Source organism: Candidatus Methanoperedens sp. BLZ2 (assembly GCF_002487355.1).
GTDB lineage: Archaea > Halobacteriota > Methanosarcinia > Methanosarcinales > Methanoperedenaceae > Methanoperedens.
On the sequence record NZ_NTMG01000068.1, the window covers coordinates 1 to 24,006 of the forward strand.

Here is a 24,006-nt window from a genome sequence, read left to right on the forward strand (position 1 = left end):
TCGGAATATTGCCGTTCTCGGTATATCTGGAAACGGCAGGCTGCCTGTAACTCAACCGTACATCGCATGTGATGAAGTTGAAGCCCGTAAGGGAATTGATACTGAACATAGTGATAATGCTCCGCACTTTAAAAGTGCGGAGTAAAGTTACTTCCTGTATTTCATAGCTCGCATGACACGTTGTTTTGCGATCCCGACAGCGGTCTCACGGGGATATGTTTTATCGCTATACACTTTATCAAGGAGTTCTTTTGTGTTCTTTCTGATCATGCTTTTTGTCCTGTCAAGCGCGATCAATTCTGTTCCCCCGTGATATTCGACTGAAGCAGTTATTACACCGCCTGCATTTGCCACAAAATCAGGAACTATCAGGATTCCCCTGTCGTGCAGCAATTTTTCTGCACTTTCGGTAATAGGGATATTTGCACCCTCAACAATCAGTTTTGCATCAACGACATCCGCATTTGCATCATTTATCACGTCAGGTCTTGCTGCAGGAATAAGGATATCCGTATTTATCAGCAAAAGGTCTGTTGTTTTTAAAATCTCCCCGTCTTTATAATTAATTACAGAACCGGTGGATTCCTTAATGCGTATCAATTCCTCAACATTCAATCCTTTTGAATTATAGATCGTACCTTTTGAGTCACTTGTTCCGACAAGTACAGCACCTTTCTCTGCAAGAAAACGCGCGGCGGGTTTTCCCACGTTCCCGAATCCTTCTATTGTAACGCGTGCCCCGTTCAGGTCAAGATTGATGTAATCTTTTGCCACATCCGTGCATTCAGCTACCCCATACCCGGTTGCACCAATTTCATCAAGAGGGATACCTCCAAGTTCTCTTGGAAGTCCCACGGCGCGGGAAGTTTCATCATAAACATAAGCCATGCTTGCTTCATCAGTACCCATGTCCGGTCCCGGAATATATTCCAGGATATTTTTTATACAGCGGGCAAAAGTCCTGATAACCTGCTCCTTGTTCACGGTTTTAGGATCAGCTATTATCCCGGATTTTCCACCGCCATGAGGGAGACCTGCCATAACGTTTTTGTAGGTCATAGCACGCGCAAGCCTCCTGACCTCATCCAGTGTTACATCAGGAGCCATCCTCACGCCACCGATAGCAGGGCCTGCCGCCACGTTATCCACAACAACGATGGCTTTCATTTTTGTTCGCGGTTCATACAAATGAATGATCTTTTCAGGACCTATTTCATCGGTTATTTCGAATATTTGTTCGTACATTTCCATGGTATTCCTCTCCCTGTCAATATATAATCTTGTCCGGGATGCAAATTAAGATTGTGGTTATATTTTTGACTGTAATCCCAAATCATTTTTTATAATGTCTTTTTCAACATCGGCAGGTTTTTTCGGAAAATTGAATATTTTTGAAAACGTTTCATTCGCCATCGGTCGGTTACATCCAGGACATCCGGAAGTCTGGAAAGCTTTTCCATCTTCAATGATATTAAGGATAACTTCCTCCTGTACTCCATAATCAATGAGCGCTCCATCTTTGAATTTCATATCAGAATAAAATGCAAGCTTTTCCAGGATCAAATGTCTTGCCAGCTGCACCTTTCGATAGTGTTTTATAGTTTCACTTTCTGTTTTATCAGATGGTTTTGATTGCGTCCCGGGTATATAGGTATATGAAAACAGTGCCGTATTAACGTTACTATTCCACAGATCAGAAATAACTTTTATAGCATCTTCATCGCTTTCCCCGAAGCCTATTATCAAATGGGTTCCGACTTTTTCAAACACAAGGGACGCAGTTTTTATCCCTTCAATGTGTTTTTCCCATGAATAGGGTCCGCCTGTTGTTTTTCCTTTTATCTTATCGAATAATCCGGGTGTGCAGGCATCAAGGGGAATTACAAGTTCATTGACTCCAAGTTTTTTCAATTCTTCGTACCTGATTTTACTCAAGGGGAAAACTGACAGCGAAATGGGGATCTGGCTTTCTTCGCGAATCCTTTTAATAAGATAAACCGTGTCCTCCCACCATGTATTATAAAGCGCCGTCTGTATACAGGCGCGCGCAAGGTACCCGCGTTCATATGCAATTTTTAACCGCCCGACAACTGCTTCAAGGTCAAAAGGCATGTACATGCCGCGTGCAATATGTGTTATGTCTGCGGATGAGCCGGATGCCTGGGCGCAGAACTGGCAATTTGCCATGCAGCGTTTTTCGGTGTATATTTGAAGATATGCCGTAGTAGGAGGCGTATCCATCTGTACAAGTTCAAGCCCAAGTACGCCAAGTGTTCCCATTGAAGCCCTGACCTTTTTCATGCAGTCAACTATTTGGGAAACCATAGTATATTTATTGATATGCTCATCGGGTTGATCGCAGATGTCCATTCAAATGTCATTGCCCTTGAAGCCGTACTTTCTGAAATGGATGCACTGGGCGTTGAAAAAATATTGCATGCAGGAGACATAATCGGATATAATCCTTACCCGAATGAGACGATTGGATTATTTAAAAAAAGAAAGATCATGTCAATCCGGGGAAATCATGATAGGGCGCTGGTCACGGGAGATACATCGGGATTTAATCCATATGCTGCAGCGGCCCTTGAATGGACTGGAAAGGTAATAACTTGTGAGAATCTTGGATTTATTTCAAAACTTAAAGATATTGAAGCAATAAGGGTAGAGGATACAAAAATAGTCATAGTTCATGGAAGCCCGAAAGATTTTGACGCGTATGTGTATCCTGAGAATGTTGAATCTGGATTTCTCGCAATTACAGATTCTAACATTTTGGTCCTTGGTCATACACATATACAATTCAAGAAGGAATTTCCTGAAGGCATAGTAGTAAATCCGGGTTCAGTCGGGCAGCCCAGGGACCTGAACCTGGATTCTGCTTTTGCGATTCTTGATACCGATACAATGAAAATACAACTCAAACGAAAAAAGTATGATATTGAAAAAGTAATAGAAGATATGCAAAAAGCACATCTTCCAGAAAAACTTAAGATTAGGCTTCGAAATGGAACTTAACAGGAATGATGCTTGATAGCCTTTGTGGGGCATGCATCCACGCATGCGCAGCATTCGATACAGTCAGCAATGCGCAGGGCTTTTGATTTGCCATCCACGATTTCAAAAACATTGGTGGGGCAAACATTTACACATTCTCCGTCAGCATTGCACTTTTCTTCATCAATCTCAATTGTTATGGCGCCTTCGCTATATTTCTTAACTACCATGATTTTTACTCCATTTCGATTAGTGTTATTATTTAAGATTAAAGGTTTTGGTTCAAGAATCAAAAAGTTCTTCTTTATTTGATATTACAATCCCTGCTATGAGAACGTCCTGGATGTCCAGTGTTTTTCCTGAATTCATTAATAATATAGTTCAAAGACATTTATCATAGTTGTTTTTGGATCCTCTATCATATCCACTGTTATTTGTGAGATATCTTTGCCTCTGAGTATAGAGATTAGAAAATCGCTATCAAGGGAATTGTTAATGTTTTGTGTGACATATTCCTAAGTGTATTTATGCGTGTATTTGTACTTTGCCACTGAAATGATAAAAAATTTGTAATTTTTTTGTATCATGGCTTTATTGCTTAATACTTACATATTGATGAATATGGTAAATATAATCGATAAATTCCTCCAGGATCTCAAAATCAATGGTACGGCAGAGAAAACCGTAATGGACTATAGTAAATTTTTAAAGAACATTAACAGGCAGAAGTCGCTCGAAAAGTGGGATAAAACCGATGTGAATAAGTATATTCTGGAAAAACATAATGAATGTTTTGCCGGAGCACAAATCTGCAAGGTCAAGCTAAAGCGGTTTTTTACATGGGCAGGCAAATCCGAACTCGTAAGCCATCTTAATACTTAGATTCCTGCGAATAGCAGGTCAGGTATCTGGTCGTTGATGATGTTTGTAATTTGAGTCCGATTACTTATCGAGTTGATATACTGATATTGTTTTCTACCATAAAAGTTACAACGTTTTCAATCCAGCGCTTTAAATTATACGCATTTCTCGCATAATCCAACAGGTCTTTTTCCAGAGACCTCCCCCATCTTACCCCGCAATGTTTTTTCTTGAATTTGGTTACCTGTTCGGATGTTGCATGTAATTCAAGGTTGCGTGTCAATACCATTAAGATATATTGTAAGGAATCTTTCTTCATGTCAAAAATGTATATAATAAATCTTACATAAACTTTCCGGTTTTGTTGCTATGTTGAATAATTCCAAACTGTCTGGTTTATCTGTATCGATTTTATTAACATCAGTGCAAATTATAATTGTGCCAAAGCATATCGATCAAGAAGCATATATTCAACATAGTAGATTTTATTGGACAGTTTCGATTCGTATTGTTAAATTTTAATAAGTAATTATTGATAATTGCAAATGCTACCCCGACTTAAGGCCGACTTGGCATGTTAAATACCCCATTACCTGCTCAAAGAAAATAAAAGTGCTGGAAACAATCCAGCACTTTTTTATTTCCTCATTAGATTTTTTCCAACCGGACATTATCTATGTAGTATTTATCTCCTGCTTTTACATATGGTGCAAGGAAGAACATCAACCGTCCATCATTTACCGCACCAGTGAAGCCGATTGTGGTAAATTCAGTTGAGAATTCCTGCCATCTGGCACTAAGATCGAAGGTTCGGTCCAGACCGTAACCAGTATACGGTGAAACGTGCTTAATTAATCTTACTTTTAGATTATGTCCTGTCGTCGAATACGCTGCAAAACTTAATCGATATCGGGTTATTGGTTCCAGGGATATTCCTGTTTGATACAATTGAATATTCGTACCACCAGTATACAGGACAATGTTTGCAGAATTATTCCCATCATAACCTGGGGAAGCTGAGGTGAATTTTCCGGTTCCGTCCGTATAGAACATCCAGGGAGTTGTTCCTGATTCAAATCCAGGATTCTTGATGAGATTGCTGGGTTCTACCTCCACTGCAAGTGCAAGTGGCAGGTAATCGATATTGTTTTCATCAAGCGTATATCGAACATCGCATAAACCATCTCTATCATTATCCGGGCAGGTCTGGCTGAAGCCTGTGCCGTTAGGATGAGCCCAGAAGTTGCCGCCCAGATAAGGGCCACCAACTATGTTTGACCCCATCTTTTTTGTTATGTTCCAGGTGTTCATCCGATCATCATCTATCCAAGAATTGTTTATATTGTTGAAGATATTGTTATAAATTATATTTTTGCTGGAAAAATATAGATGTATGCCATAAGAGTTGTTAGAGGCAGTATTGTCAGTCACTGTGTTGTTGTCTAGAGAATAGGCCACATAAATGCCACTATTATTGTTGTTGGAAGCATTATTGCCAAGCAGTGTATTGTTGCTGTCGGCAAATCCTAGACCAATCCCATTGCCCCGGTTGAAGTTTGCGGTGTTATTAGTCAGGTTGTTTTCAAAAGTATAATAATAAAGGAAAATCCCATCTCCATAATTCGAGTTTGCGATATTATTAATAAAGGTATTTCTATAACCACTTCTGAAAAAAATCCCAAAGGAATTTGTGTTTACGATATTGTTTTTTAATGTATTTTCGTAGCTCTGGTAAGATAAGATCCCATAGTAGACGTTATTAGAGGCATTATTGCCAATCAACATATTATTGCTGGATTGATACAGATAAATTCCGGATATATTGTTGTAAGAGGCATTATTGTAGAGTAAAGTGTCGTACCCAGTACGTTCTAGAACAATTCCCCCGTCCAGGTTCAAGTTTGCGGTATTATTAGTCAGGTTGTTTCTTTCGCCAAAGTAAAAGTAAATACCATTGCGATAATTTGAATTTGCATTATTATCAATTAAGGTATTTTCAAAACCAATGTCCGGTGGATAATTATTGTAGTAAATTCCATCCGTAAAGTTTTTGACAGTCAGACTCTTGATTGTGACACCGCTCCTTCCCGGAAGATACACGCCGCTACCTGTGCCGCTGCCCGTTAATATATGCCCATTGCCGTTTAAGGTTATTCCGTCATCATCTATCTGAACTGTTTCAGCCAGATCTGTTGTCAGGGTGCATGTCTTTGTGCTATTGTCCCATGTACCTACTAAGGTGCAGTCACCACCTGTTGCATCATCACTGATGAATATTGTACTGGATATAGGATCAGCGGCAATAGTGACGATGTCACCCGTTTTGCTTATCTTGCCTGGTTCCGGTTGGATGAATATAAAATGCGGCTTTAATATATCTTGAGTATAAGCATAGCTTCCACTATCGTCTGTAGTAAAAGTCACAAGATTGTGATAGTCATCCTGGTATTTTTGGTAAGTTGTCTTCGGGGCAAATCCCTTCATGATTATCTTTGTTGTAGTGGCGCTAGATGATGATCCAAGGCGCATGGTAACCATTCCAGGAAGAGATTCGATGTTCAGGTTAACAGGTTCGGAACTGTCTAGCGTAATATTTAAATCTTGAGTTCCTGTCTGTGCTCCAACCATTCCAATGCTTAGCAGTAAAAGAATCGCTAATACCGTTATTTCAACTACTGTTCCAAAATAATATCTACGATATGTTTTATTTCTTAACATTTTTCCCACTTTTCCACTCTATAATACCCGCTCAATCCTTTTAAATCTATTCGTCAATTTTATCAAATTTGAGGTCAAAATATTCGGATTAGGCGAAATGCCTGGCAAAATTCTCTATCAGAATTGCTGCAATTTCATCCCCATATTGGCTTTCAGCGCCTTCCTGTACACCATATCCGCAGTCGCTACATCCTGAATAGCCAATCCTGTCGAATCAAATACCGTAACATCCGAATCATTCGTCCTTGCTTTCTTCTTCCCGGTAATCACCTCGCCAAGTTCCCCAAAAATATCTTTTACAGAGAGCGATCCCTTCGATATTGGTACATTGACCTCTCCTGAATGTGATGCCTGCCCGATATCATCCACAATGACCTTTGCCCGCTTCAGGATCAACGGGTCAAGCTCTTCCTTCCCTGGTGCATCTGCGCCTATCGCATTAATATGAGTCCCTTCTGATATCCATTCGTTCATTATAATTGGCTCTCTTGAAGGAGTGGTAGTCACCAGAATATCACAATCGCACACCTCCCTGATGGTTTTTTTTGGTGTGATTTCACATTCTACTTTTAATTCCATATCATCCTTGAATGCAAGCGTCTGCTTTTCATCGACACTTGTGGCTTTTATCTCATGGATATCTATAATTTCATTTATCGCCATCAATTGGCTTCTTGCCTGGTTCCCGGTTCCCACAAAACCCACTGTTTTTGCATTCTTCCGGGCAAGATATTTCACGGCTACACCCCCGGAAGCACCTGTTCTCATATCGGTAAGATAAGTACCGTCCATAATAGCAAGAGGCGCGCCTGTTTCAGTAGAATTCAGGATCACAAGCGCCATCACTGTTGGCAGCCCGATTTTGGGGTTATCGGGATGGACATTCACTATCTTTACTCCAGTGATATCCTGCTCTTCAAGATATCCCGGCATTGTCCGCAGGTCTCCATTGTGATTCTTAAAATAAAGATAAAGCTTCGGAGGCATCTGCACTTTCTTTAATCCATGCTGCCTGAATGCTTCTTCCACGACTTTTAGTGTCCCTTTCATGTCAAGAAGTGACTCCACTTCTTTCCTGTTAAGCCATATTATGTGGTTTTCCATGATAGTTCCTTTTTATATCTATTTTTATTTTATTTTTATTTCTGCTATAAATGAATTATTGGTCATGCATCAAATATCCTCCAAACCCGATCGCCCAGAGGAGGACAGGATAGGCGATCATTCTTTCCATTCCTCCGGGACCAAGCCCCGGATAAAATTCCAATCCGAATAAAACCAGAGCTGCTAAGCATACGAACCCCAGGAATACTGAGAAAAAGTTAAATGGCGGTTTTACAAAATTCCTGGCTGCTATTGCTGACAAAGCTGCAAAGAGAAAAGTAATGAGCGATACGATCAAATGAAGAGTACCTGCTGTTTCAGGGAATAACCCGACACCGAGCGCTCCCAGCCCTGAAAGGCCAATAAGAATGGATATTAAATAGTTTTTAAATTCAAGCCAGGTACAATACGAACTCAGGAGAATAAATATTCCAAGGAAAATGGCGGATGTGTTAAAGATAAAAGCAGAGGGCTGATAGATCGTGCAAGTTTCGCGGCACGTAGCCCCCAGATCGCTTATATAATTCCCGGATACGTTATACCCGGGATAGAAAATTTCTGCAAGAACCATTCCTATTGCAAACTGCACTCCGCCAACGAACATGAATGCGCCAGCCAGGCCCCTGTTGTCCATGAAATGAAAATAGTCGTTTGTGAATATAAAGGCTTTTACAAAGAGACGGAAAAAATGGAAAAAAAATTATTTTTGTATTACTTTAATAGTCGGTTTCATGACATACTTCTCTTTTCCTGTTGATTGGATAGATTCCATTGCATCAAAATCCAGGATTAATGCTGTTGTCTGGTTTGCAACAATATTAAAGGGTTTAATCAGTTTAATTGTCTTAGATGGGATTGTAAGGTCTTGTTCTGTTCCATCAATTGTCACCAGAGCTTTGTTGATATTCAGCCTTATTTGAGTATATTTACCTGCCTTTAATTCTGAACTTCCCAAAAACTCTGTTACATTTTTTATTGCTATCAGGTCAAATGTCTTTTCTTCTTTAACTACTGTGACCCATCCTGTTTCAGTTGTTGTATTCTCATCTTCGCCAGAGCCGGCTAAATGTACTTCTACATCAGATATTGTCACTAAAGCCTTCTGTATGTTTAAACCGGAAGGAGCATCTGTGATTTCTATGGCTAATGTCCCAGTATCTTTTTGAACACAACCACTTAATCCGACAATTCCAAGAAATAAAATTGTTGCTAAAAGTTTTTTATTCATAGTTCTATCACTGTCGTATTATATATAGGATTTTCAAGAACTTAAACTTTTGCTGGCTGTTAAATGGAATTTAATAAAGATAAATAAATTGATCAAGAAAAAGTCCTTCACCTTCACCCCGCTCCCACAACTATTTTTAACCCCCAACGCCATCTTAACACCACATGAACTTCATCCATGCAAGCGATTTCCACCTGGGGTATGCGCAATATGGCCTTGAAGAACGCTTCCGTGACTATGCTCGTGCTTTCCAATCTGTCATAAAATATGCCATCGATCACAGGGTTGAATTCATTCTCATATCAGGCGACCTTTTTCACAAGAGAAATATAAATGCGCCTACCTATTTACAGGCATATAAAGTTCTCCGTGAACTCAAAGAAAGAAGTCCATCCACGCAGGTTTATGCCATCGAAGGAAATCATGACCTTGCTTATCACGCGGATAAGAATAGCTGGCTTGAGATACTGAATTCGCAGGATTTGCTAAGACTCATCAGGCTAAAAGAAAGTAACGGTGTAAAGCTGATGGGGGATTGTATCGAACTTGAAAATGTCCGGATCTTTGGAGTAAGATACCTTGGCTCCAATACCAGCTCAATAATTCCCCGGATAGCAGATGAGATAAGAAAAATTACATCCGCCAGCGGGAAAAAATTTACTGTTCTGATGATGCATTTTGGGATGGAAGGACAGGTAAAGCAGGCAGAAGCCGGTGAAATTCCTTACAGTTCGCTTATACCGTTAAAAGAAGTTGTGGATTACCTTGCACTCGGGCATTACCATATGCAGTATGAGGTAGATAGCTGGATATTCAATCCCGGCAGCATTGAAATGATATCCATGAACGAGTACGGGCTGCCCAAGGGTTTCTATCACGTAAAAGACAGCGGCGCAAAACTCATAACACCGATGACCCGGCCAGTCAGGAGAATTAAGCTGGATATCGGGGGTATTGCCAACCCGGATGCGCTTTATTCAAATATTGGAGATATTCTAAAGAAACAGCCTGCAAACCTTTCTGATAATAAACCTCTTGTTGAACTTTTATTGTATGGCGAGTTGAACTTTCCGAAATCAGATATCGATATAGACCATATAAAGAAGATGCTGGAAAAAGAATTCAAGCCCCTCGCCTGCGAGGTTAAAATAGAGAAGAGCAATTCACAATATACCATCAATGAGGGTGATGTAAGGGGGCTTTCACGTGAGCAGATCGAACAACGTGTTTTTTCTGAACGAGTAAAACTTGACGCCAGATTCAAGGATAACGTCGATGCAATAGTAAATACCATGATCGATGTCAAAAAGAAGGCTGCTGCGGGAATTGAAGAAAGTGAAATAAGGACTGATCTTAGATGGTGCTTTGAAAAAATACGTCCGGATACATCTGAAACTGTCAAGAATAACGGCAAACGCCAGGCACAGCAGCAAACCCTGCTTTCCCGCATGGGGGAATAATGCTCATAAAATCCCTGGAACTTAAAAAGATAAAATCTTATTCAGAAGAAACAATAGATTTTTTTGAAGGCATAAACGGCATCTGCGGGGAGAATGGGCACGGGAAAACAACAATACTTGAGGCAATAGGCTATGCGCTCTTTGATTTCCTGCCGTTTAATCATGGGGATTTCCTGCGCCATGGTGAAAAATCAGGCTTTGTTGCCGTGACAGTGGAGGGAAAAGACGAGATAGAATATACGATACACAGGAAAATCGGAAGTGGAAGCGATTATTTTATCAGGACGCCCGTTGGGGAGATAAAAGGAAAAAAAGATGTCCAGGCATGGCTTGCAGGCAATATGTTCCGGAGTATCAGGTCAGAAGAAGAACTGCCAGCGCTTTTTGAGAACGCCATAGGGGTACCGCAGGCCACTTTTACCACTGCATTTCTTGAGGCTGCAAGAAATCGAAAGAATATATTTGATAATATTTTGAAAGTTGAAGAATACAAGACAGCATTTGATAATCTGCTTCCTGTAATGAATGCGATAAAGAAGACGATCGAGGAAATGGAAAGAGATCTCATCCCGCTTGCAACTCGCACTGAGAAGTATCCTGAATTGAAAAGTGAAAAAGTGGCATTACAAACTGAAATAGAAGGATTGAAAAAAGAGATCAACGAGTTAAATCAGAGAATTTCTGCACTTACCCTGAAAAAAAAGGATCTTACAGAAAAGAAGGCACATCTTGATGCCCTTAATACTCAGATTGCAAATGAACGGATACATCTTGCAGGTCTTTCAAAGCAGCTTGAAAAGGCGCGCTCTGACCTTGCGCGGGCTAAATCCGCAAGGGATATCAAAAATGAACTTGAGCCTGCTGAAAAAGAGTTCCATAAAGAGACGGGGAAGCTAAAAGAACTCAATACATCACGCACAGAACGAGATAGACTCAAAGAAAAGTGTGCAAAGATAGATCTTGAAATTGGCCGCCTTATTGAAAAATTTGAGCGCAGAAGAACGCTTTTTATTGAAAATGAGGGACTTGAAGAAAACAAGAAACTTCTTATTCCAAAGATAGAAACAGCGCGAAAACTTGAAGAATCCATACAACTCCTTCAAAAAGAACTAAAAGACCCGATGACCGAACTCATTTCGCGCCTCTCAAACCTTAGGGAAAAAGCGCAGCTTGTTGAGAATATGAAACAGGAGATATTGCAGCAAAACCAGAAGATGTCGACGCTTTTACCAATGAAAGGCAGGCAGGTCAAGTTTGAGAACAGGATTAAAGAATTGAAAGATATCGAAATATCATTGAAGAATCTGTCCCTGGAAATATCTTCTTTGAAAGAAAAGGAAGCTCTTGCCAGAAAATTGCGCGATGAGATCGCACGTCTCGAATCACGAAAAAATGAACTTTTCCCGGTCATTGAAAGGCAAAAAGCCATTTCTGACGAAATAAAAAAATTGTCAACCCTGCTTGAATCATTCACTGCTATTAATTTTCAATTAAGGACGGCTCATGAAAAAAAAGAGCGTGCAAAAACCATCCAGGCAGAGTTAATAAATCTTGAAACTGAGATCGCGTCTCTTATTCCGCTTACTGAAAAACAGACTGCTCTTGAACAGGCGCAGCAGGAGCTTAACAGCAGGAGTGCAGTTTTAAAATCATTGATTACGCAGACAAAGAAAAATATGAAACTTGCAGGAACGCATGGCATCTGTCCAATATTGAATGGCGTCAAATGTCCCTCAGTAAGTGATTTTAATACCTATTTCAATGATGAGATAAATCAGAAGAACTGGGAATTAGGTGAGTTAGAAACAAGTTTGAAAAACAATATAAAGGAACTTTCCCAACTCGATGATCCACAAAAAAAGACACAGGAAAAACGTGTGCTGGCCGAATCAAGAAAGAAGGACCTTGAATTGTATAAAGGAATAGAAGAGGAAATTGATGCAATCCGGGAAAAACTGGATTCTTTATCTTCATCATATACCAGGACATTAACAGGAAGCGACGAAGAACTCAAAGAGATATCACAAAACCTGCAATCTAAGAAAAAGGAATTTGATGACTTTACAAAATCCATCACTGAATTTCAAAATATTACAGCATTGGCAGATTCAAAAAATAAAGACCTTGAAGAATTACCCGATATTCCTGCCGCGTTTATTGGAATACAGGAAAAATTATCCGAGATTAACGAAAAATTCAACCTTAATGTGGAGATCAATTCTATCAATAACCATATCAAGAATATTGTTTCAGAGATCACATCCAGCGAAAAAGACCTGAAAGATCTCAATAGTCCCTCACAGCAAATTGCCATAATTGAAAACCTCATTGCTTCAAAGAGGTCAGATATTGATTCACGCAAAGATGTACCGAAATTGATAGATAGTTGTTTGAAACAGCTTGATGAACTCAATCAAAGGTTCCATTTGAAAGATTCATTAGAAGGCGAAAAGGGAGAAATCGAACTTGTTAACAATTTGATGGAAGAAAAGAAGCAGGATCTGAAATCTTTAGCATCTCCGGATAAGCAATTTGAGGCATTGAATGAAAATATCAAGAAAAACCTTAAGGAACTGAAAACACTTGAAAAAGTACCGGAACTTATGGATTCGAGCAATAAAGAACGAGATGCATTGATACAAGATCTTTCAAAATTCGAAGGGCTTGATGCAACCATCTTATTGCTTGAGGAAAAAATAAATAAACTTGAACCCCTGCATAGTAAATATTTGCAAGCCCTCCCGCTTGCGTCCAAATTTGATGAATGTATATCGGAAGTGGTGGAATTTGAAAATACCATCGCTTCAGCTGGTGCTTCTTTAAACATATCGGTCAGTAACCATGAGGTACTTTCAAAAGAATTCAAAGAATCTGAACTTAATGAAACTATCCAGCAGCTTGATGAACTTGGAAAAACCGCAAGCAGTATAACCGAAGCCGTAAAACAGAAGAACAGGAACCTTCAAAAAATGGCAAAGGAACTTTCGGAGATGGAATCCATTCTCATCAAAATAAAGGAAAACCAGAGAAATCTTGAAAAAGAAAGGGATTTCCTGTCATTCTCAAATTTCATCCGCGACACTATTAAATCTTCTTCGGAATTCGTCATAAATGAATTTATCGGGGAGATCAGCAGCGAGGCAAACAATATCTATTGTGAAATAATGGGTAACCACAGCGCATCTCTTCGATGGACAAATGATTATGATATTGAGATCGGGTCCGGCGGGGAAATAAGTTCTTTCAGGCAGTTAAGCGGCGGGGAACGCATGAGTGCCGCGCTTTCTGTACGGCTTGCGCTTTTAAAGAATATCTCTAACTGTGACTTTGTATTCCTTGATGAGCCCACACAGAATATGGATGAAATAAGGCGGGAGAACCTGTCAGAACAGATAACCAGGATCAAAGGTTTCAAGCAGGTTTTCGTCATATCCCATGATGACACTTTCAACGAAAAATACGCGCACGTAGTAAAAGTTCAGAAGATCAATGGTGAAAGCAGGGTTGAATCATGTTAGACTTAAAAAATATCTGCCTTCAATTCGATGAGAAGCTTTCCGCAATAAAATCCTATGACTTCGAACTCTCCGAATTGACCAGAGAGTACAGAACTGAACTTGACAAACTGAAAATAATAAACATGGAGCTTAATAAGAACCTTCCACCCTATAGCGGCGCGAAGCTTCTTGAGCCGGGAAAACTCATCCGTCCGTTCCCATTTAACTGGAAAAACCGCAGGGATGCGATGGAATGGATGGATTCTGTCCTTTCAGGGGTTCCTGTGGGTGCTGTGGATGGTAGCCAGATATATTCGGATAAGAATCATGAGATACCTCTTGCGGTGATCCAGATATCACGTATTTTTAACAGGCACACAGAAAATATGGATTATAAGCAGGAGACAGATGCAATTATAATCACGCCGGATGAGTTTGAAGAAGCAAGCGTTTATTCCTTCGGCAAAGAATATGTCGATGCACGCCGTTTTTCCATGGAATGCGATGGAATTGTCCGCCTGATGAATGAATATAAAAGCATCTTTGTCCTGCTTGATGGCGCGCTTATTCTTTCGCATATTAACGTACTGAACAAGAATACGAGGGAAATTTATATAAAAGCAATAATGAAACTGTTTGAAACTTCAGAAAAAACCAGAAGCCCCGTGATCGGTTTTATTGATACTACCATGCCACGGGACATTACGCTTATGATGCATTTCCTTTTCGGTTTGAGGAAAAGTAAACTTTCAGATACGCATCTTTTTTCAGATATGTTATGGGGCGAGCGGACAGCGGCTTTTCTTTGTGATCGCGATGACAGGCGTGGCGATGAGGCAAAATCTGTTCTTGATAATTACGGAAGATTCAGTAAGGACATCGCTTTTTTTTACATGAGGACAGGCAATGGTCTTCCCGCACGTGTGGAATTTCCTGCATGGGTTCAAAAAGAAGATATGGTTGATAAGATCGCAGACATGATAAGGGCAGAATGTATCATTCGCGGCAATTATCCCGATATAGTGATGCGGGCGCATGATGCGGCTGTGATAAGGACGAATGAACATGAGCTTTTTTATGGGATGCTTGAGAATTTTTGTAATGTCCATGGGATAAAGATTCATAGAAGTGCAAAAGATTTTCATAAGAGGTTATGAATTCTGAAGAAATGGAACCAGACAAATCATTTATCTGGTAGAAAGTAGAAAGTAGACTTATATGACTGAGAACATGAGCGTTAAAATAAGTTCAGATGCAAAAATAATACTTGATACTATGTATCAACAATTACGCAACAGTGGAATTAAAATTACAGAAAAAAAGATCCTCGATACACTAATATCAAATGCCGATATTGCTACTATAAAAAAATTGCTGAAAAAAGAAGATAATACAGCCCTCTTAATGTTGAAAAAACCAGTGTATTGGGGGGTTGCAGATTCTTCGGAAGATATTGACCGCTATCTTTATGGGAATCCATGAGCCTTCTTATTGATACTTCTGCGCTTGTTGCAGCCAGGAATGCTGATGATAGAAACCATAATAAAGCACTTGATATCATGACCAGGGCTTTAAAAGGCGAATTTGGTAAATTGTATATCAGCGATTATATTTTCGATGAGGCAGTGACCATTGCTTATATCAGGACCGGCAATAAGAATTTTTCAGAAGACCTGGGACGATTTGCGCGAACCAGACCAATCATATTCCGGTTCATTGAGCCGATCGACTTTGAGAGGGCATGGGAGCTTTATCTGCAATACAGAGACAAGAATTTCAGTTTTACAGATTGTACGAATATCGCACTTATGGAAAGGCATGAGATTGATACGCTTTTTACATATGATTTAGAATTTAATGGAATCATAAGTATTATTGGATAAGAGGATAAAATGACATTAGGAGACATAATCAGGGTTGAAGACGCGCGCGCATATGTGGCAAAAATTCCGCCCGATGCTAAAAAAGAACGCATAGGAAGTTTCGTCAAAATAAAAAAAGATGACGGGTTGATTGTAGGAGTAATAAAGAACATCACAAATTCAATACGCGAAGACCTTATTCCGTATATTAACCATGAGTTGGCGCCCAAGTATGCTCCTTTTAATGAGGATTTCAGGAACAGCTATTATGTTCTTCATGGGCTTGGAACGATCCGTAACGGGATCGTAAAATACGATATCGATTCACCACCTGATGTACGGGACAAAGTGGAAATGTTAAATCCTGAAGAATTAAAGTTCTTCCATACTATTGACGGAAAGCAAAGCATCGCTTATTTTCACTCAAACTGCGATGCTCTTTCACAAAATGTCCTTATCGCGATGGTCGACCAGATCGAGGCTCAGTGTCCTGAATGCAGAGCCATGTTTGCGCTTGTTCGAAAATATATCAAGAGAAATTTATGATCGGAATTGTCAATCATTCGGGTGAAGAGGGATTTTCATTCATTTCAAGTGAGCGGCTTCCTGCAGGGATGTTCGCATTCTATCTTGAAGGAGAAAGAAAGATCCTGTGCAGGGTGAAATATGGGGAGCCGCTCAAACAGTATCCGCAGGAATTTCTTATGGATATGGAGATTTCTCCTGATGACGTTTCGGCGTTTTATGGGTTTGACATGCAGGATTTCAAATATTATTCATATTCAACATCAGTCGTTGGATATTTTGATGCATTGATGGGTGAATTCATAAATCCCAGGACAAATCCTGCCAGCGGCGTGAAAATCGACCGCGCGGGCGAGGATGTCTTGAAAGATATAAGTAAAGTAAAAGCAGGAGATTCCGGTTCTGCATTAATCGGGAACGTGCTTGGTGAAAAGACAGAGATCGTATTATCCGTACGTGACATCGTGAGCCAGCATATATCTGTGATCGCATCAACCGGCGCGGGGAAATCATATACTGTCGGCGTTCTGGTCGAAGAGCTGTTGAAACCTTATAACATGGCTCCTGTTCTTATTTTTGATCCTCACGGGGAATACTCTTCCCTTGGTGAAATTTCAAACAACGCAGAATTTGTGACTCCAACTTACCGTCCGAAAGTCAGGATAGTTAAACCAAAAGATATCAAGATCAGGGTAAGTGATCTTCATGTCAGTGATTTTATCAGCATTATGGATGACGGCACCATGTCTGATAAGATGAAGACGCTGTTCCGTTCGGCATATCACAGCCTTAAGAATAATAGTAAGAAACAATTCACCCGCAATGAATTGAAACAGGAAATAGAGTTGCTCCGGGACAAGAATAACGAGTCCACGATCGAAGGCATCAATTGGAGATTCGGAAAACTGTACGCACCCATTTTCGATGATTTCCAGACAATCCCCCTTGCTGATTATTTTAAAGTGGGGCAGCTCACGATAATGGATGTTTCAGGCATAGAAGAGACATTCCAGCAATTGATCGCTTCTATAATGCTGCGCCGCCTGTTTGATGCACGCGAGGGCACAGAGAACAACAGGTACAATGAATCCCATGTTGATAAATTCCTCCCCTATCCTGTTTTTTTGGTGATCGAGGAAGCGCACAGGTTCGCTCCGCAAAGCGGCGAAGCAAAATCAAAGAGCATCTTAAAGACCATTCTCTCCGAAGGCAGGAAATTCGGGATAGGCGTATGCCTCGTATCACAGCGCCCCAGCAAGCTGGATGCAGATTCCCTTTCGCAATGCATGACCCAGATAACGATGCGAATAGTAAATCCCACAGACCAGCAGCAGATAGCCCAGAGTGTAGAATCCGCAAGCAGGGACCTGATATCAGAGCTGCCATCTCTTGCAAAAGGCCAGGCGATCATTTCAGGTGTGGCGATAAATACGCCTGCGCTGGTAAAGATCCGAAAGAGGATCACGAGTGATACGAAAGGGAGGAGCAAGGATGCGCCATCTATCTGGGCGGCAGAAAGGAAGTATGAGGAAAAGCACAGGGCGCCGGAAGTGAAGGCAGATGAGGAGATAGATGTGGGGGTTTAAGTCTATCTGTGGGAACGCAACGCAAATACTATTGATACTGATTCAGGGAAAAACGAATATTTTTGGCTTATCCTCTATGAAAACAGATCCAGCAGGCAACCTCTCACATAATCTTCTCATCGCTGGCGCCTCTGTTGCATAATGGGTCGCATCAAAAAGGCATAATCCTCCAGCATATCGTATCGCATCATGGCGCATTTCCCCCGAAACAAGAGCATCAACGCTGTTCTTTATTGCAATATCGATGTATTCGCGCCCAAAGCCGCTTCCACCGACCACCATGACCTTCTTTATCTGTCCATCTCCTTTATACTGGACATGAGTACCCAGTTTTTTTGCGATAAAAGCTGCGAATGCAGGCGCTTTCATTGGTTCTATCTCACCGATTCTTCCCAGAGGAAGGGGAACTGTATTCTTCAATTCCAGTAATCCGGCAAGCACATCATTCACTCCGCCCTCTGCTTTGTCGTAATTAGTGTGCATCGTATAGATTGAAATCTCGTTATCGATTGCAATTTTCAGGGTATCTGACAATCGTTTCGAAATAAGATTTATCGGATCAAATATAAGAGTATGATGGGTTATGAGCAGGTCGGCGCCGATGCGTGCTGCTTCTTTAAGGACTGAGTCGGTCGGGTCAAGCGCGACTGCGATCTTTTTAATATCGTTGCTCCTGTCAAGCACAAGTCCGATCCTGCCATTATCGAAATCTTCGGCAATTGAGGGAGAAGCTATGGTTTCAAGCAGCTGGATAATTTCGCTGAGATGCATGGATGTTTGTTGGTTTGAGGGATATTTAAGGGTAATTATAGTCAAGAACCTAATTTATTTTACATTACCCCCCTCTTTAGCTATTCCATACTATCTACCTTATCGTCATCTTATTTCAAATTCTAAGTAATTCTAATATCTGAAAATTAAAAGGAAACTTCAATATGAAGATATTTTAGTAAAATAATCGATTAAAATCGAAATATTAATAAATAATAAGGTATTAAAGGTATTTTGTGGAATAAAATATGAATATACCTTTAATACCGGATTTATCCAATCTAAAGTGGTTAATTATTCAGCAAATACTTAAAACGATCGGTTCTAAGAGGTCACAAAAAATTGCGAGCCGATTAAAAATACAAGACATTCCTATTTCTATAGATTACATAAAGATACTCGTTCTTGCAGATACCTTTGAAAAAGACTATTCTTATGTTATTTCAGAAATATTTTTAAAATCTCCAAGAATACGCATAAAATCGGTAGAAAATATGTAATAATTGATACAACTTCGATTCCTGTTGACATTAATACATGGAGAAAAAGATATAAAATCGGTAAGGGTAAAAAGTATAAATGGTCACATTCCTCATCCGGAGGCTATTATGTGGGTTACAAAGTAATCTTGGCAATCGATGCACTGACGTTTGAAGTACTTGGTTTTGAAATATTCGAGGGATCTCCAAATGATGCTAAAATCCTGGAAAAATTTGTTGAAAAACTCTGCAATTCCAGAAAAGTGAGAATGGGAGACTTCATAATGTGTGATAGAGGCTTCACATCTAAGATTAACTACCATATTCTTATTAGTAGATTTTTATTAGTTCCGATGATATTTGCAAGGAAAAATACGGATATAAAAAGAATTTTATCAACATTAACTCCTCTGATTAGTATTTGGGATGGAAAAAAATACTTATTAGATATTTGGAAGAAAATTGTGAAAGAATTTGTTGAAATACTTGAAATCTGGCAAGTTTTCAGAGAACTTAGATCAAACATTGAACTTTTTTTCAATGTGGCAAAAAATTGCGTAAGATTGAATAAAGTTCATCAATTCACCAAGGAAAGTGTAGGAAAGAAGATTATTCGAACCTTCCATTTAACTTCTGAGCTCATTGGAACCTCCAAATTGTTCAATATAGGTGTCAGAGAGCTTGCAGAGATGTAAGTCCAGAGAGGGGGGTATGTATGTATATTCTGGTGAAGGAAGGATAGTATAAATAATTTTAAATTTTAGGACATATGAGGTAAGAGCCGTGCTTGATGGAAAACTATTGATTGGAGGAAAATGGAAAAACTATGGTAGGAAATTCGAATCTTTGAATCCTGCTTCATGCGATATTATTGGATAAGCATGTATTGCAGGCAGTGAAGAAGTAACAAAAGCTGTAGAGGAAGCAAAATTAGCCCAGCAGAATTGGAAAAAGACTGACATAAACGAAAGAGCAAAAATATTTATCCGAATAGGGAACGAGATTCTAAAGAGATCACAGAAACTGAGGACGCTCATAACCACTGGAAAGCTTTATCTCTCTTTTAAGAAGTAGTATATAATCAATGAAAATTAGATAAGTGGAAAATTATGAAAAAAGAATTTACCATAATAATCGAGCGGGATGAAGATGGCATTTATGTAGCATATGTGCCCGAACTTGAAGGATGCCATACACAGGCAAAAGCATAACTGCTGCAGAATGATTCTAATTAAAATACAGGCGTAAACTATATCATGATTGTAGAGCAGTTTTAATAGAATGGCAGGCTGGATAGATTCTATTTTAGAGAAAAAGCAAATTCTATTCTCTAAACACTATTTTTATTATTTTGTCTTTTCAATACTTTCCCTTGTGCTGGTCATGAACTTTTTTTCTCCGGGTTACATTTTAACCCTGGATATGATATTTACCCCGGATACTTTTCGAATATCGGACCCATTTTATGGATTGGGCAATCAATATTCTACTTTGCCTATATATGCATTTCTTGATTTCCTCGGTATTTTTTTCTCAAATGAAATAATCCAGAAATTGCTTTTTTTCCTTGTTTTTTTTGTTTCAGGTGTCTCTATGTACAAACTCTGTCCTGAAGAATGGGGGATAGGAAGATATTTTGCCGGCTTTTTGTACATGATCAATCCTTTTATCTATGTCAGGTTCCTGGCAGGGCATTGGCTGATCCTGCTTTCTTATGCTGTCTCACCAATAGTTATTAAATCTTTCATGGATTTTTTCGAGTTCCCCTCCCCTTCTTCTTTTTCCGCTAAAAGATCATTATACGTAGCATTTCTTATAACGGTTGTATTTTTTATTGAGACTCATACGCCATTCCTTTTGTTGATCGTTTTTGGTATTTTTTATATTTTAAAAATTTTGGAATCCGGAAAAAATGCGCAAAAAGTCATTGGTATATCAAAAGGATCGCTTTTGATCGGTTTATTCCTGCTATTGCTTAATTCGTATTGGCTTGTCCCGAGTTTTACAGGAAATAACACTTTGCTGGGTGAGATCACAAGTTCTGATCTTTATACTTTTACAACCAAGCACGATATTAACTTCAACACTCTCTTTACAACAGCCTCCATGTACGGTTTCTGGCGCGGCGGCTACTTGTATGCAAAAGACCTGCTGCCGTATTGGTACCTCTTTTTCATCTTTATATTATTTCTTGCAGTTCACGGTTTCACTTTAAACTACAGGCATCCGAAGCATGGGGTCTATGTCAGGGCATTCGGAATAGTTGCTGTCCTATCTGCCTTGCTTGCCGCTGGTATTTCCGGTCCATTCGGAAGCGTATTTGAATTTCTCTTTAATAACGTATTCTTCTTTAAAGGATTCAGGGAACCCCAGAAATTTGTAGCGCTTCTTGTAATGGCTTATGCATATCTCGGAGGTCTCGGAGTTGCAGAACTGGAAAAAATCGCAAAAACAAAAAGTCCAGGAAGCAATGCATATAACGTATATAATAAATTCGCAGCGCTGCTCCTGATCGTTCTTGCAATTTCAACTCCTTTCATCTATTCCTTCACTATATTCGACGGCTTCCAAGGCCAGCTTAAAACCGCTGATTATCCGAAGGACTGGTATGCTGTGAACGATTATCTTAACGAGGATAAACAGGACTTTAATATATTGTTCATGCCATGGCATCTTTATATGGACTTCAAATGGCTTCCAACGCCCCAGAAACGCATTGCAAATCCGGCAAGCACCTTTTTTGATAAGCCTGTAATACAGGGGGAGAATATGGAGGCTGGGCCGATCTATAGTTCTTCTTCGAACCCGGTTACAGGGTACATTGAGTTCCTGTTATGGAAGAAAGATAAAATAGAGAATTTCGGTGAACTTGTTGCGCCGCTTAATGTGAAATATATAATTCTCACAAAAGAAGTTGATTATGGACAATATTATTTTCTATATAAACAAAAAGATCTGGAGCTGGTAAGGGACACTGAAAATCTTGTAGTTTTCAGGAACAGGCATCCTGTCTCAAGGTTTTACGAGGCTGACGGGGTGATCACCATAAAAGATTGGGAGGATCTGCTTGAGATTAGCAAGACCCGGGACATAACTTCCTTTGCCATTGTTGCCGGGAATGAGACAAATACAAATATAGAAGCATCGAAGGGTCAGGCTCTTAATTATACTATTGAGTCTCCTGTTAAGTATTTACTCGATCAGCCTTCAAAACGCTATATTATTTTTTCCCGGAGGTACTCAGAAGACTGGAAGCTTGAAAGAAAGACTCCTTTTGCGAACTTTGGAGTAACGAACGCTTATGATACTTCCGGCATTAAAGGAAACACATTATACTATGAACGATTTAATATTTATTTAATTGGATATTTAATTTCAGGAATTGCATTCATATTTTTGATTATCTTATATTTTAATGAAAAAATCCGCACAAAAATTGGTTTATAGCTTATCTCTTTTCAGAGAACCATAAACCGAGGAACAATATTCCCATCAGGGCAAAAAGTATCCTGACAACAGTTAATGAACTATCATGAAACAGGGAAATCAATACAACTTCCAGGACCGAAACAGCGCCCAGAACATACAAAAACCTGTATTTGCGTGTTGCAAGGTCATAGAAAACAAAAGTGTTCGCAAGCGAAAACAAAGCAGTGCCCGCTGCAAAATAAACAAGAAGACTGTTGATCTCCACGAATTCAGGACCAAATAATAGTTTCACAATGAAATTCGGGACAAGTATGAATAATGCAACGATAAAAAATGATATGCTGCCTGTGTACAATAGACTATTCCTGAGCAGATTACTTCCATTATGATTTTTTTGATCCATCACGGTTGCTTTCGGGAACATGACCATTGCGATAGGCGCGGTAGCAAATAATATAATTTTCCCCAGAAGGCCTGCCGCGGCATAGTATCCCGCTTCTTTGTCGCTCAAATAGTGTTTTACGATGAGCATATCCGCATTCGTCACAAAAGTAAGCCCGATGGTTGCTAAAAGTACTACCATCGAGTAATTTAATAACCTGATATTACCATTCACTTCTTTACTTTCTTTTAGAAAGTGTAATGGCATAAAAGCAAGTAAGAGCGCCAGAAGAGATCCAATGAACAATGCAAGTAATGCGCCGTTTATCCCAAACCCGAAATAAACTAAAATAACACCGGAAAGCAACTTGAAAAAAGTGCCTGCAACACTGTTAATTCCCATATGTACGAACATCTGCATACCCTGTAAAGTGCCGATCAATACTGGTGCGAGAAAGGAAATAAACAATAAAATTGATAAAATAAAAAAATACATATTTGAATTTATCTTCAGGAAATCTGCTATGTAGATACTCGAAATAAAAAACAGGGCAGATACCGGTAATGCTGTAAGAGTTAGTTTCCGGAACACATACTTCAACAGGTATTTTATTTTTTCAGGCTCAGAGCTGTGATCCGACACCAGTTTTGCTACAGATGTCTGTATCGTGGACGAAGGTACGGACATTATATAGAGCAGCGCTACAAGCGAACTATAAATACCATAATCTGATGGTCCAAGCATTCTTCCTACATAAAGCTGGAATAAATAATTCAATAATCCTGCTATAATAGAAGCTATAAACAGGATACTGCTGTGTTTTAAAAGTTCATTGCCTTTAAAACTGAAAAGCCTGATAAAACTCATAAAATTATACATAAATTCCTGTTCCATGCTCTTAAATGTTGTTTAAGAAAAGCCAGATCAGGGAATTATATATATCTTAAACAGTCTATATATTTGGGTTAGGTATTACAATGAAAGGGGGTACGATTCATCCACCGGACAAGTCCGGTTTATTCTCTACCCCTCTACCCCACGTTATAAATTAGTTTTATTTATTATTGTTCTTCAGGGATATCGACATGGTCTGCAATATTGATAATA

General features: G+C 39.5%; 24 protein-coding genes. 14 read left to right on the forward strand and 10 right to left on the reverse strand.

The genetic code is table 11. The annotated features are described in order from the left end of the window. Nucleotides 1-147 precede the first annotated feature (147 nt). Complete coding sequence (locus CL181_RS13635; protein ID WP_097299867.1) at nt 148-1,251, reverse strand: Glu/Leu/Phe/Val dehydrogenase; 1,104 nt, start codon at nt 1,249-1,251, stop codon at nt 148-150. Between the two features lie 57 nt (nt 1,252-1,308). Then, nucleotides 1,309-2,325, reverse strand: a complete 1,017-nt coding sequence (locus tag CL181_RS13640) for a radical SAM protein (protein ID WP_176505229.1) — start codon at nt 2,323-2,325, stop codon at nt 1,309-1,311. Between CL181_RS13640 and CL181_RS13645 the strand changes: the two genes are divergently transcribed. Then, on the forward strand, nt 2,314-3,018 hold the full coding sequence (locus CL181_RS13645) for a metallophosphoesterase (RefSeq protein ID WP_176505230.1): 705 nt from the start codon (nt 2,314-2,316) through the stop codon (nt 3,016-3,018). The two genes, CL181_RS13640 and CL181_RS13645, sit on opposite strands and share 12 nt — an antisense overlap. On the opposite strand, the gene CL181_RS13650 is transcribed toward CL181_RS13645, so the two are convergent. After that, nucleotides 3,015-3,227 (reverse strand): ferredoxin family protein, encoded by a 213-nt coding sequence (locus tag CL181_RS13650; protein WP_097300005.1) that lies wholly within the window; start codon nt 3,225-3,227, stop codon nt 3,015-3,017. The two genes, CL181_RS13645 and CL181_RS13650, sit on opposite strands and share 4 nt — an antisense overlap. Before the next feature lie 391 nt (nt 3,228-3,618). On the opposite strand from CL181_RS13650, the gene CL181_RS13655 reads away from it, so the two are divergent. Further along, a complete protein-coding gene (locus tag CL181_RS13655) occupies nt 3,619-3,879 on the forward strand; it encodes a hypothetical protein (protein ID WP_141398915.1) in 261 nt (86 codons plus the stop codon). 64 nt (nt 3,880-3,943) lie between these two features. Here CL181_RS13655 and CL181_RS13660 read toward each other — a convergent pair whose 3' ends face one another. The 5 genes from CL181_RS13660 to CL181_RS13680 form a co-directional block, all read right to left on the reverse strand. Next, nucleotides 3,944-4,177, reverse strand: a complete 234-nt coding sequence (locus CL181_RS13660; RefSeq protein WP_097299871.1) for a hypothetical protein — start codon at nt 4,175-4,177, stop codon at nt 3,944-3,946. 329 nt (nt 4,178-4,506) lie between these two features. After that, on the reverse strand, nt 4,507-6,576 hold the full coding sequence (locus CL181_RS13665; RefSeq protein ID WP_097299872.1) for a NosD domain-containing protein: 2,070 nt from the start codon (nt 6,574-6,576) through the stop codon (nt 4,507-4,509). 117 nt (nt 6,577-6,693) lie between these two features. Beyond that, nucleotides 6,694-7,680, reverse strand: coding sequence for an alanine dehydrogenase (gene ala, locus CL181_RS13670; RefSeq protein WP_097299873.1), 987 nt, complete (start codon nt 7,678-7,680; stop codon nt 6,694-6,696). 55 nt (nt 7,681-7,735) lie between these two features. After that, complete coding sequence (locus tag CL181_RS13675) at nt 7,736-8,314, reverse strand: DUF998 domain-containing protein (RefSeq protein ID WP_097299874.1); 579 nt, start codon at nt 8,312-8,314, stop codon at nt 7,736-7,738. A 66-nt stretch (nt 8,315-8,380) separates the two neighbouring features. Continuing rightward, the gene (locus tag CL181_RS13680) at nt 8,381-8,908 is read right to left on the reverse strand and encodes a DUF4382 domain-containing protein (RefSeq protein ID WP_097299875.1); all 528 of its coding nucleotides are present in this window, start codon (nt 8,906-8,908) and stop codon (nt 8,381-8,383) included. Between the two features lie 164 nt (nt 8,909-9,072). On the opposite strand from CL181_RS13680, the gene CL181_RS13685 reads away from it, so the two are divergent. The 7 genes from CL181_RS13685 (at nt 9,073) to CL181_RS13715 (ending at nt 17,838) form a co-directional block, all read left to right on the forward strand. After that, complete coding sequence (locus CL181_RS13685) at nt 9,073-10,368, forward strand: exonuclease SbcCD subunit D (protein ID WP_097299876.1); 1,296 nt, start codon at nt 9,073-9,075, stop codon at nt 10,366-10,368. Then, on the forward strand, nt 10,368-13,886 hold the full coding sequence (locus CL181_RS13690; RefSeq protein ID WP_097299877.1) for an AAA family ATPase: 3,519 nt from the start codon (nt 10,368-10,370) through the stop codon (nt 13,884-13,886). Before CL181_RS13685 ends, CL181_RS13690 begins: the two co-directional genes overlap by 1 nt. Beyond that, nucleotides 13,880-15,022: a DNA double-strand break repair nuclease NurA gene (locus tag CL181_RS13695; protein ID WP_097299878.1), complete on the forward strand. Its 1,143-nt coding sequence runs from the start codon at nt 13,880-13,882 to the stop codon at nt 15,020-15,022. The genes CL181_RS13690 and CL181_RS13695 overlap by 7 nt, the downstream gene beginning before the upstream one ends. Before the next feature lie 61 nt (nt 15,023-15,083). After that, on the forward strand, nt 15,084-15,347 hold the full coding sequence (locus CL181_RS13700) for a hypothetical protein (protein ID WP_141398916.1): 264 nt from the start codon (nt 15,084-15,086) through the stop codon (nt 15,345-15,347). Further along, nucleotides 15,344-15,748 (forward strand): type II toxin-antitoxin system VapC family toxin, encoded by a 405-nt coding sequence (locus CL181_RS13705; RefSeq protein WP_097299880.1) that lies wholly within the window; start codon nt 15,344-15,346, stop codon nt 15,746-15,748. Before CL181_RS13700 ends, CL181_RS13705 begins: the two co-directional genes overlap by 4 nt. Before the next feature lie 9 nt (nt 15,749-15,757). Then, nucleotides 15,758-16,273: a hypothetical protein gene (locus CL181_RS13710; protein ID WP_097299881.1), complete on the forward strand. Its 516-nt coding sequence runs from the start codon at nt 15,758-15,760 to the stop codon at nt 16,271-16,273. Beyond that, entirely contained in the window at nt 16,270-17,838 is a 1,569-nt protein-coding gene (locus CL181_RS13715) for an ATP-binding protein (protein ID WP_176505231.1), read from the forward strand. Before CL181_RS13710 ends, CL181_RS13715 begins: the two co-directional genes overlap by 4 nt. Before the next feature lie 42 nt (nt 17,839-17,880). On the opposite strand, the gene CL181_RS13720 is transcribed toward CL181_RS13715, so the two are convergent. Then, the gene (locus tag CL181_RS13720) at nt 17,881-18,609 is read right to left on the reverse strand and encodes a Nif3-like dinuclear metal center hexameric protein (RefSeq protein ID WP_097300006.1); all 729 of its coding nucleotides are present in this window, start codon (nt 18,607-18,609) and stop codon (nt 17,881-17,883) included. Between the two features lie 248 nt (nt 18,610-18,857). Here CL181_RS13720 and CL181_RS13725 point away from each other — a divergent pair, with 248 nt between their 5' ends. From CL181_RS13725 to CL181_RS13735, 5 genes are all read left to right on the forward strand, one after another. Beyond that, nucleotides 18,858-19,109 (forward strand): hypothetical protein, encoded by a 252-nt coding sequence (locus tag CL181_RS13725; protein WP_097299883.1) that lies wholly within the window; start codon nt 18,858-18,860, stop codon nt 19,107-19,109. Nucleotides 19,110-19,165: 56 nt separating this feature from the next. Next, a complete protein-coding gene (locus CL181_RS13730) occupies nt 19,166-19,783 on the forward strand; it encodes a transposase (protein WP_338140455.1) in 618 nt (205 codons plus the stop codon). A 190-nt stretch (nt 19,784-19,973) separates the two neighbouring features. Beyond that, nucleotides 19,974-20,162, forward strand: a complete 189-nt coding sequence (locus CL181_RS21565; RefSeq protein ID WP_141398924.1) for an aldehyde dehydrogenase family protein — start codon at nt 19,974-19,976, stop codon at nt 20,160-20,162. A gap of 35 nt (nt 20,163-20,197) precedes the next feature. Then, nucleotides 20,198-20,299, forward strand: a complete 102-nt coding sequence (locus CL181_RS19815; RefSeq protein ID WP_141398917.1) for a type II toxin-antitoxin system HicB family antitoxin — start codon at nt 20,198-20,200, stop codon at nt 20,297-20,299. A 70-nt stretch (nt 20,300-20,369) separates the two neighbouring features. Beyond that, the gene (locus CL181_RS13735) at nt 20,370-22,535 is read left to right on the forward strand and encodes a hypothetical protein (RefSeq protein WP_097299885.1); all 2,166 of its coding nucleotides are present in this window, start codon (nt 20,370-20,372) and stop codon (nt 22,533-22,535) included. A 1-nt stretch (nt 22,536) separates the two neighbouring features. Here the strand turns inward: CL181_RS13735 and CL181_RS13740 are convergent, their stop codons facing one another. Beyond that, nucleotides 22,537-23,766, reverse strand: coding sequence for an oligosaccharide flippase family protein (locus tag CL181_RS13740; RefSeq protein WP_217993177.1), 1,230 nt, complete (start codon nt 23,764-23,766; stop codon nt 22,537-22,539). Nucleotides 23,767-24,006 lie beyond the last annotated feature (240 nt).

Coding starts and splice junctions, on each gene's coding strand:
- CL181_RS13725 (WP_097299883.1), top strand. CDS start 18,858: ATGAATATACCTTTAATACCGGATTTATCCAATCTAAAGTGGTTAATT.
- CL181_RS13695 (WP_097299878.1), top strand. CDS start 13,880: ATGTTAGACTTAAAAAATATCTGCCTTCAATTCGATGAGAAGCTTTCC.
- CL181_RS13710 (WP_097299881.1), top strand. CDS start 15,758: ATGACATTAGGAGACATAATCAGGGTTGAAGACGCGCGCGCATATGTG.
- CL181_RS13655 (WP_141398915.1), top strand. CDS start 3,619: ATGGTAAATATAATCGATAAATTCCTCCAGGATCTCAAAATCAATGGT.
- CL181_RS13685 (WP_097299876.1), top strand. CDS start 9,073: ATGAACTTCATCCATGCAAGCGATTTCCACCTGGGGTATGCGCAATAT.
- CL181_RS13740 (WP_217993177.1), bottom strand. CDS start 23,766: ATGAGTTTTATCAGGCTTTTCAGTTTTAAAGGCAATGAACTTTTAAAA.
- CL181_RS13650 (WP_097300005.1), bottom strand. CDS start 3,227: ATGGTAGTTAAGAAATATAGCGAAGGCGCCATAACAATTGAGATTGAT.
- CL181_RS13700 (WP_141398916.1), top strand. CDS start 15,084: ATGACTGAGAACATGAGCGTTAAAATAAGTTCAGATGCAAAAATAATA.
- CL181_RS13720 (WP_097300006.1), bottom strand. CDS start 18,609: ATGCATCTCAGCGAAATTATCCAGCTGCTTGAAACCATAGCTTCTCCC.
- CL181_RS13690 (WP_097299877.1), top strand. CDS start 10,368: ATGCTCATAAAATCCCTGGAACTTAAAAAGATAAAATCTTATTCAGAA.
- CL181_RS13705 (WP_097299880.1), top strand. CDS start 15,344: ATGAGCCTTCTTATTGATACTTCTGCGCTTGTTGCAGCCAGGAATGCT.
- CL181_RS19815 (WP_141398917.1), top strand. CDS start 20,198: ATGAAAAAAGAATTTACCATAATAATCGAGCGGGATGAAGATGGCATT.
- CL181_RS13640 (WP_176505229.1), bottom strand. CDS start 2,325: ATGGTTTCCCAAATAGTTGACTGCATGAAAAAGGTCAGGGCTTCAATG.
- ala (WP_097299873.1), bottom strand. CDS start 7,680: ATGGAAAACCACATAATATGGCTTAACAGGAAAGAAGTGGAGTCACTT.
- CL181_RS13635 (WP_097299867.1), bottom strand. CDS start 1,251: ATGGAAATGTACGAACAAATATTCGAAATAACCGATGAAATAGGTCCT.
- CL181_RS13665 (WP_097299872.1), bottom strand. CDS start 6,576: ATGTTAAGAAATAAAACATATCGTAGATATTATTTTGGAACAGTAGTT.
- CL181_RS13675 (WP_097299874.1), bottom strand. CDS start 8,314: ATGGACAACAGGGGCCTGGCTGGCGCATTCATGTTCGTTGGCGGAGTG.
- CL181_RS13715 (WP_176505231.1), top strand. CDS start 16,270: ATGATCGGAATTGTCAATCATTCGGGTGAAGAGGGATTTTCATTCATT.
- CL181_RS13660 (WP_097299871.1), bottom strand. CDS start 4,177: ATGAAGAAAGATTCCTTACAATATATCTTAATGGTATTGACACGCAAC.
- CL181_RS13680 (WP_097299875.1), bottom strand. CDS start 8,908: ATGAATAAAAAACTTTTAGCAACAATTTTATTTCTTGGAATTGTCGGA.
- CL181_RS13735 (WP_097299885.1), top strand. CDS start 20,370: ATGGCAGGCTGGATAGATTCTATTTTAGAGAAAAAGCAAATTCTATTC.